The 8,469-nt window shown below is 41.8% G+C and carries 4 protein-coding genes; 2 read left to right on the plus strand and 2 right to left on the minus strand.

Annotation, left to right across the window (positions count from 1 at the left end; genetic code table 11):
• Window positions 1-697: 697 nt before the first annotated feature.
• Window positions 698-3,058, plus strand: coding sequence for a mechanosensitive ion channel domain-containing protein (locus tag AC1DND_RS12205; protein ID WP_477581946.1), 2,361 nt, complete (start codon window positions 698-700; stop codon window positions 3,056-3,058).
• A gap of 11 nt (window positions 3,059-3,069) precedes the next feature.
• The gene (locus AC1DND_RS12210) at window positions 3,070-3,891 is read left to right on the plus strand and encodes an MOSC domain-containing protein (RefSeq protein ID WP_477581948.1); all 822 of its coding nucleotides are present in this window, start codon (window positions 3,070-3,072) and stop codon (window positions 3,889-3,891) included.
• 73 nt (window positions 3,892-3,964) lie between these two features.
• Here AC1DND_RS12210 and AC1DND_RS12215 read toward each other — a convergent pair whose 3' ends face one another.
• On the minus strand, window positions 3,965-5,449 hold the full coding sequence (locus AC1DND_RS12215; RefSeq protein ID WP_477581949.1) for a glycoside hydrolase family 43 protein: 1,485 nt from the start codon (window positions 5,447-5,449) through the stop codon (window positions 3,965-3,967).
• Window positions 5,450-5,545: 96 nt separating this feature from the next.
• The coding region (locus tag AC1DND_RS12220) for a glycosyl hydrolase (protein ID WP_477581951.1) at window positions 5,546-8,469 on the minus strand (2,924 nt) is incomplete at its 5' end.

The raw sequence follows: 8,469 nt of genomic DNA on the forward strand, positions 1-8,469 counted from the left end.
GTATAGTTTATATTCAAAAAACGAGGTTGTATCATAAGGCGATTTCACCTCAGATGATGTATGTTGTCCAAAGGACTCCTACGGAGAGCTTATCGCAACACCTTAAGACCCTTCGACAAGCTACCATTCACAGACTCCAATGGAATGATCGTCATCTCGACCGAAGCACTGCGGAGTGTTCCAAAGGAACTCCTTCGGAGGAGAGATCTTTGAACTATGTTATTGAAATCAAATTTAAAGATCTCTTCCCGAATCTTCGGGATCGAGATGACGATACTTCTAATCAGCTCACCTCTTTAAAATTCTTCTGTCATTAATATTGATTTTTATAAAATAAATTATTCCTATCAACAACAAATTCCAAAAGAAGGTCGTCATTGCGAGGAGGAACGACGAAGCAATCTTTCATGCTAGTGATCCTTTCGATAAAGATTGCTTCGTCGGCAAAAAAGCCTTCTCGCAATGACGATTTCCCATCGTTTATCGTCCTTAAAATACCATGTCGTTTATATTGATTTTATACAATAAATTAACCCTACCATTGACAGATCCCATAAGAAAGGTCGTCATTGCGAAGTATTAAAAGCATATACATAATCCTGTAGTGCTTGTGTTCTGATTAAAAAATCAATCCTAATTCCTATTTTTGAAAACCTATATTCCCATAACGGATAATATTCAATACTGCCTAAGCTCAATGATAACACGAAATTCTTTTTACCCAGCCATACGGAACTTAATATCTCTACTCCTTATCTTATTTTTTTCTGGCCATGTGTTTGCGCAGAAAGATAAGCCTGTAGATAAGGGGCAGGATGTATCTATTCTTTCAGATTCTGCTACATTGACCAAAGGCGATTATCTTGCGCACCTGGAAAAAGTATTTGAAACCGTAAATAAAGTTCCGGTTACCGTTGGCTCCTTTAAGAAACTTAAACCCATAGAAGCACATTTAACGCAGGATGAAGCTGCACTGGCATTGCTTAAAAGCAGGTTAACCCAAAGCGACAGATCCCCTAACCTGCAAAACCTGCAGATGGATCAAACCCTGCTGGAAGAACTACAGAGCAATAATAAAGATTGTTTGTCAGACCTTGATGAATATGAAAAGGAGTTGCGGGCTTTAAAAACAGAGATTCTTAACCTGCGTAAAGATACCGTACTGATTAAAGTATTTACGGTACCTGCCATACAGGTTATGTTTAAAGAGCAGTTTGCAGAGTTAAAGAAGAAACGTATAGTGATGGATAGTCTACTGAAAACGACTACTTTATCAATCAACAACCTGCAGGCCAGAACCTCTTCTAACCTCATCAATATTAAAGAGTTGATGTACCTTACCGATAGTCAGCTCGATGCTGTAAGCATTAAAGCTTTTGGTAAAGAGCGCCGTTATTTGTGGGAAACAGTAAACAGACGGGCCAATAAAAGCATGGGCTTCCGAAGGTTTATTAAAGGAGAACAAGAAATATCGGGCTATTATTTTGTGTACACCAGAAGCAGCCGATTGTTATTACTTTTTACCTGTACCATATTCTTCTTTTGGGTATTTTTCAATTTTAGAAGCGTAAAACAGCGGGGGCGTTTAGAAACCCTTGATGGTTTTTCACTTGTTAGTCCGCAGCCTTATTTAATTACTTTTATCATGCTCTTTGCACTGGCCCCTATATTCGATCTGAGGGCGCCTGCACTTTACATAGAAGCTGTAGAGATTATACTGGCCATTTTGCTTACTGTATTTTTCCGTAAAAAGCTAGGCTCAAAGTTATTTTACTATTGGTGCATATTTGTGGTACTTCTTCTTGCTCCGGTTTTTTTACGCCTTTTGGGTATGCCACCAAGATACCAGCGCTGGCTGCTGCTGTTTTTAACCATCAGCTCCGTTGCCTATGGCATTATGGTATGGAAAATGCTTGATGAGAAAACCAAAAGATACAGAATGATCCTCACTACGGGTTTTATTTACGTTGGCTTTGCCATCATTGCCACCTTTTGTAATCTATTTGGCCGCTTTACCCTCACGCAGATTTTTTATTCTACTGGGGTAAGCTCGCTCTTAAATGCCATATCGCTAACCATCCTGGCGAAAGTATTGGTGGAGGCCTTTTTGTTGCAGATGAAAAGCAGCAGGATCCGTAAAGGATTTCCAGAGTATTTTGATTGGCAGCCCGTAATTACCGGACTTAAAAGGCTAACCGGCATTGGTGCTACCATTATCTGGTTTATAATATTTACCACCAACCTGAATATTTTTAACGGACTATACGAATTGGTAATGGAAATCCTCACGGAAAAAAGAACCATAGGCAACTTCTCTTTTACCTTTGGCGGCATCGTATTGTTTTTGGGCATTATCTGGGTTGCCAACTTTTTGCAGAAATACATTGCTTATTTCTTTGGCGATACAGGCGATGACAGTTTTGATGATAACAAAGGAGAGCGTTCGAAATTACTCGTAACCCGTTTGGTGTTATTAATTGGGGGCTTTTTAATCGCTGTTGCTGCCTCCGGACTGCCAATTGATAAAATCACGGTTATTCTTGGTGCATTGGGTGTTGGAATTGGGTTGGGCTTACAGAATATTGTAAGCAATTTTGTATCGGGGATTATCCTAATTTTTGATAAAACCATCCGAATTGGCGACATTGTGGAGCTGAGCAATAAAAAAGGAAGAGTAAAGGAAATCGGCGTACGCTCCAGTACCTTACTTAGCGACGAAGGCGCCGAAATTATTATCCCTAACGGTTCTATTTTATCGAACAACATCATCAACTGGACGCTGAGTAACAACCAGATGCGGGTAGATATTTCTTTATTGATTGCAAAGCCCTTTAATTCTACTGAAGTGGTAAACCTGATCAGGGAAATTATTATAGAGAACAGCAATGTTTTTATCAGCAAAGAACCTATTATTATGATCAGCCCGGTGAGTAAGCTGAACAGTACCATCAATATTTATTTCTGGTGCAAGGATATTTCTAAAGCCGACTTAACCAGAAGCATGATCAATGCACAGATATTTGAGGCATTTGAACAGAAGAACATCGAAATTTTATAATTGCAGATAACATGAGCAAATTTATCCTTTCTGAAATCAATATTTATCCTATCAAATCTCTGGGCGGTATCCGGCTTGAAAAAGCACATCTTGAAGAAAAAGGCCTGCAATATGACAGAAGATGGATGCTTGTTGATGCGGAAGGTATATTTATTACCCAACGGAAACATTTTGAACTGGCAATGCTTCAGGTGAATATTGGGGATGGTAAATTAACTGTTTCCCATAAAACATTACCTGAGCAAAACATATCATTTTCTTTGGATGAAGATACCGGAGAACAGTTATCTGTTGTAATATGGAACGATACCGCCACTGCACTTGAAATAAATAAAACAGTAAGCGATTGGTTCTCCAATTTCCTAAAATTTAAGGTTAGATTGGTAAAAATGCCTTTAACCGAAAAAAGATTGGTCGATCGGGATTATGCTTCGAATGATGAAGTGGTTAGTTTTGCCGATGGTTATCCCTGCCTGCTTATCGGCCAATCGTCGCTCAATGGGCTTAATGAAAAGCTCGCCGATCCAATACGAATGGACCGTTTCCGCCCAAATTTTGTTTTTACGGGCGGGGAGCCACATATTGAAGATAGTTTTAAAACCTTTCACATTGGTGATGTATTGTTTTCGGCCGTAAAACCATGTGCCAGATGCGTGCTCATTACCATCGATCAGCAAACTGGTGAAAAAGGGCAGGAACCATTAAGAACATTGGCCAGCTACCGTACGGTAGGTAAAAAAATCATGTTTGGCCAGAATCTGCTTCATCAGCAATCGGGAATTATCTGTGTCGGCGATGAGCTAAAGGTTGTAGACTGGAAAGGGAAAAACTAACTTCCTATAAAGGCCTATAGCATACAAACTGGATCCAGTTAATAAACCTATACATTCATCAACTGGATCAATTTTAATACTTTAATTCAAAGGATGAAAAAGAGGCCCTTTGCGCTGGATTTCCTTTAAAATGAAGACCAATACGAGGGCTCCTATCCCATTGTGGCAAAAAATTACCAGTAACCTTTTCTTTTGAGGGAAGGTTTTGCCATTCCTGATCTCCTTGCTTAAAAAACACCAGCAGGCCTGAATCTGCCATGGCCTTCATTTTAAGTTCTACCTGGCCTCTTGCTGATATCTTTGTTTTCGAGAGCACAGTTCTGCCCTTATTGTCTACCTTCCAAAATTCTACTTCATCTCCAATTACCCCCACGCCTACAGCAGCATTGGCATCGCCATAATACACCAGGCCCTTTAAGGCATCGTTTGTGTTGTTAACTGTTGCTGTAACTTCAAAAACACCTGATACCGGTCTAACGGTTAATGCGATTCCGCTTAAATTATCTTTTTTAATATTGCCCGATAAATGGATCTGACTATTTAGCTGTGAAATTTTCGGAGAGGAGTTCCTAAAATCCCATTGCCATTTTTTATCTATATCGGGCTTGGTAAAGGTAATTTTCAGATCATTATTAATGTTTGGTCCACTTTGCGCTTTGAGTGCCGGCCATGCGTTGTTTTGTGGCCACACCAGTTGCGCCAGCATGCCCTGCCTGCCGCTAAAAACATTGGTGTTTTTATTATAAGCGTGATAGAGGTAATAACATTTTTCATCTGCTGTTTTTACGAAAGTACCGTGCCCAGAACATTTCCAGTACGCATTCTCTGCCAATAAGGGGTTGGCCTCATAAAGCGCATATGGTCCGGCAAATAATTTTGATCTCGCTACCCTAACATTATAATCACACTGCGCGCCGCAGCAGTTTCCGGAAGAATAAAAAAGATAGTAATATCCATCTTTTTTCAGGATACTCTGCCCCTCCAGACCAATGCGTTGTTCATCTTTAAGCAGGGAAAAAGGTTCTCCCTCAATGTGAAGACCATCCTGCGAAAGTTTATAGGCCAAAATTTCAATTGGCCGCTTATCAAGGCCATATGCTTTAAAGGTAATGTATCTTGTAGCACCATCGAGATAAACAAATGCATCGATCGACTCTTTACCGTAATCGATTATTACGCCTTTATCTACAAAGCCCCGGTCTGGAAATTTAGAAGTTGCCACGCCAATGCACGAAACGTTGTCGCTTTTTCGCCTTGCGGTATAATAGATGAAATAGGTTTTGTCATGATAGTCATATTCCGGTGCCCAGAACGAACCCGAAGTCCATTGGGGTGCATGCTCAAAAACATACCCAGTCTGCTTCCAATCGAGTAGATTTTTAGAAGTATAGATAGGGAAATGTGGTGCCCATTCGGAAGAAGTACCGATGACATAATACTGGTTATTGGCCCTGATGATGGATGGATCGGCAAAATCTCCGGCAATTACCGGCTCTATAGCAACCTGTGCAGATAAAAGATTCGCAATCAGGAGCAGTTTAACTGTTATCACTAACATGAGGTATTTTATAGACTTCATTTTATTATTTCGTTTTTTTTGCTAAAAGCCAGTTGTTGGCGTGATTTCAAAATTGTTATATCACTAAAGGGACAATTACCTGAGTTTAACTTCTTTTTTGATATTTATGCTTTCACTTATAATCCGTACCGGACCTAAAAGTCCAGATTCCAATAAAGGTGAATCTGAACTGTATTGCTTAGATGTGGTAAAGGTAAATCTGCCACTGGTTCGTGGCTTGCCGTTTAACAACCATTGCGGCCATTTACCATCGGCAATCCCATCATCGGGTTTTGCTTCATCGCCGATCAGCCGGTTAGCCCAAAGGTTGGCAATTTCTATAAGGAGTTCGTTTTTCCCTGGTTTAACCTGAGCGGAAATATCGATTTTCCAAGGCGGTGTCCATAACACCCCAACCACTTTTCCATTAAGGCTTACACGGGCAAGGTTTTTCACCTTTCCAAGCTCCAGATAGGTTTTTCCTTTAAGCTTACCTGCTTTAAAATCAAAAGATTTTTGGTAGGCTGCAATCCCTGAATAATATTTGATGCCTTCAAGTTTGTTTTTAGACCAATCAGATAAGGAATCAAAAGCCACTTTTTTGGGCCCTCCCCATTTCGGGTCAAAACTCACTTCCCATGGTCCTTTTAGGGTAAGCAATTCCTGTCGCTGTGTTTCACGCAAACCAGCTACCTGCGTAATGCGATTTTCCTTCGAAAACACCACAAAGCAGCTCTGATAAGGCGCCAATGCTATTGGGATCATCGTTTTTTTATTAGCAACAGTGAAATCGTTTACCTGTTTAATCTTAGCGGTAACCGCATCCCAAATCTCCGGAGCACCTTTTACCGACCTGAAAGCAGCTTTAAAACTGATAGCGCTATCGCTGGTATTAGAAAGGAAATAAATATCCCAATTCTCATTGGTACGATGGGTATATCTTACAGGCGCCGTTGTAACGAAATCCTCTTCCAATGGTAATGTATGTAGTACCTCAGCTGTCTGTCTGTAATGAGGATAAAGATGGTCCTGTTGTTTACGTAACGCTTCTCCCCAGATGATTGTTCCTTTACCGTAACGTTTTGTCTCCTGCGTTTTCGGCAATTGCCCCTGCCCCCATATTTCGCGGACGATCTTTTCAATCTGCTGATCACAACCTGGATAGCCCATCAAACTAGGAGAACGCTTTGGTGGGTTACCGATAACGGTTGCGCCTTTGCCGATCAGTGATGAAATCTTGGTAAGCAGCTCAGGTGTCATGGTTTCACTTTCGGGAAGTACCATTATGCGGTATCTGGCACCGCTTGGAAATACAATATAGCGGTTTTCTACATTCGCTTCCATAAGCTGTGCAGGTGCGCATCCATCAAAATTATAACCTCTGCGGTCGGCCAGGGTATCGCCTCTCAACGCTGAAGAAGGGGGGACAAAAACATGCGGTGAACCTTCTGGAGTTAGATAAAGAATATCGGCAACCGTTCTTCCTTGCTGCAACAGGTATTGGCATCTGCTTACATAGGCATGATAAGCATCTACCATGGGCCACCAGGTCTGGTTTCTGTCCCAGTGTACACCATATGGCCCCATCGTTGCCCCAGGTTTGAGCGAATCTGGCAAAAACTGATTCTGAAAGGTGTGGTATACAAAGCGGTTCACCCCGGCCGCAAATGCCCAGTCTCCCTGGTTTTTCATGCTGGTTGGATGTTGTTTCCAACCTTCATTATCCTGAGCGGTAAAAGCTTCAGCCGGAATAAGCGAACGGCCCATCACATGACCTATCGAAGTGGCCTCAATAACGCTATAAGTAGAATTGAATCCAAATCCTTTACTCCAGAATTCGGCCATGGGTACATCTGCCACCGCGCCAAGCCGAAGATCGGCGGTTGGGTTCATATCATAAGGCTCGATGGAAAGGGATAAGCCATAACGGTGCGCATAGGCTTTTACCTGTTCTGCATGGTTTTTCAGGATAAGTTCCTGAGCAGTCTCTCTCAGGTCCCATAAAAAACGTTCGCTCTCTTGCAAACTACCTACAATGTGCCCTGAATAGACAGGAAAATACTTTAGCGGATCATAGCCCCTGCTTTTGATAAAAGCTAGTCTAAAACTGCCTGTCCAGTTCTGTGCGCCCATTTCCCAGCTGTCCATGTGTAATCGCTTAAGCCCACCCGTAATATCTTTCCTGGTTTTGTTTATACTACCCAACAGTTTACCCACATAGGTATCCAAATGATGGTTTAATGCAAGGGTATCGAATTTATCAGATTCAAAGCCCAGGCCAGGAACAGGTGCCGGCCTGGTAATTGCCCCGTTATTGCAGGCCCCAAAGCGCATAACCGTCCATTTGCCGGCAGGTGGGGTCCAGTTCAGCGCACCATCTGAAGACATTTTGGAAGTGAGGTCTAAAATAGCTGATTTTTCTATGCCTTTGCTCTTTCCTGCCTGCCCGGCAAATGGGGAGGAAAGATATGGTTTTACCGTTCCAGAACTATAAGGCGCACGGTAGTAAAGGGCCTTTTCATCAATATCTGCTATTTTGGTTGTGTGTTCTTCAAAAGGAAAAGCCAGCACAACTACATCTTTATAATAAGCCATCCACTCCTTTTTAAAATCCACGGTGAGATTGTCTTCACCGAAAAATGGCCTTTTTGGTATAGGAACAGGTAGCATGATCTTGCCTTTATCTGCCGATGAAACCACTACCTGACTGGAAACAAGGTGCTGCATAGATTCCTCAGCTTTTACCCAAGGCCCACCACTTCCTGTCCATCCCGGCCCTATGCCTAAAGTAATCTCGATGTCAAGCCGTCTGGCTTCTCTTTCTGCATGTGCAAAAAGACTGATCCACTGTTTGCTTAAAAAATCTACTTTGCCGCGGGGTATGCCCACATTAACTTCGAGAAAAACCAGGTTACCGATACCGGCTTTTTTCATGGATTCGAGATCTTTGCTTATCGATTCTTTAGATAGGTTCCCATCCATAAAATACCAGTATACCCCAGGTTTATAGCTATCCTTTG

It is taken from the genome of Pedobacter sp. 01N416 (assembly GCF_056399685.1).